This is a genomic window from Nguyenibacter vanlangensis, from assembly GCF_013376155.1.
Lineage (GTDB): Bacteria > Pseudomonadota > Alphaproteobacteria > Acetobacterales > Acetobacteraceae > Gluconacetobacter > Gluconacetobacter vanlangensis.
The window spans coordinates 1-1,025 of record NZ_JABXXP010000884.1 but is presented as its reverse complement, the minus strand read 5'-3'; the positions used below and the strand labels follow the sequence as shown (position 1 = coordinate 1,025).

The window sequence follows — 1,025 nt, the reverse complement described above, 5'->3', positions numbered from 1 at the left end:
AAGGCCCGCGCTGAGCACGCTGGTGGCGATGCCGGTGGCCAGCCCCTGCAGGGCGCGGCCCCGGATGACGTCGCCGATCCCCGCGGCGGTGGCGAATTGCAGCATGGCCAGTGCCTCGATCGCGATCGCCATGAGCGCGACGCGGCGGCGGCCGATATGGTCGGACAGCGCGCCGAAGCAGAGCAGCGCGCCCAGCAGGGTCAGGGCATAGATCGCGAAGGCGGCCTGGAGCATCGGCACCGGGACGTGCCATTGCGCCTGATAGAGCGGAAAGAGCGGGGTCAGCGCGGCCGAGGCGCCGAGAAAGACGAACAGGACCGCGCCATAGGTCCAGAGGAGGCGTCGTGCAGGTAGCTTCGTCATGGACGGGTTCCCCCGTTAAAGCATAGGATGTGCGTTAGTCCATATTGGAGTATGCCGCATAAAAGCAATATATTTGCTTTAGGGGGTACGCATCATGTCGGTGAGACGGGCCTTGCAAGCGGGGGGGCAAGCAGGGGGGCAACCCGGGGGGCGAGCAGGGATGCGACCGGGGGGGCGGAGTTTGCGCGTGCAGCAGGCCGTGCATGCGGCGGTCGGCGCGTTGATCGCGGAGGGCGGCCGCGAGGCGCTGACGGTGCCGCAGATCGCGCAGCGCGCGGGCGTGACGCCCTCGACGATCTATCGCCGCTGGGGCGATCTGGCGACATTGGTGAGCGACGTCGCCCAGCGCACCCTGCGCACGGAGTGCCCGATCCAGCCGACCGGCCATTTGGGTACCGACCTGGCGACCTGGGCGGAGATGTATCAGGAGGAGATGGACTCGACGCCCGGCCGGGAGATGATGCGCGACATCCTGCGCGGCTGGGACGGCACACAGGCCGCGTGCAGCCTGATGGATACGGTGCAGCCCGTTATCGAGGCGATTCTCGCCGCCGCCCGGCCGCCGGTCCGCCTGTCCGCCGCGCGCGTGATCGATGCCGTCGTTGCGCCGGTGCTGACGCGGCTGCTGTTTACCGATGCGCCGTTGCCCCCGGGGCTGGCGC

At 69.2% G+C, this 1,025-nt stretch carries 2 protein-coding genes; one reads left to right on the top strand and one right to left on the bottom strand.

The window, feature by feature from the left end; genetic code table 11:
- Positions 1 to 363: MFS transporter (locus HUK84_RS19870; protein WP_176641743.1), on the bottom strand; the 363-nt coding region annotated here is incomplete at its 3' end.
- 187 nt (positions 364 to 550) lie between these two features.
- Here HUK84_RS19870 and HUK84_RS19865 point away from each other — a divergent pair.
- A partial coding sequence (locus HUK84_RS19865) for a TetR/AcrR family transcriptional regulator (protein WP_317135322.1) occupies positions 551 to 1,025 on the top strand: 475 nt, incomplete at its 3' end.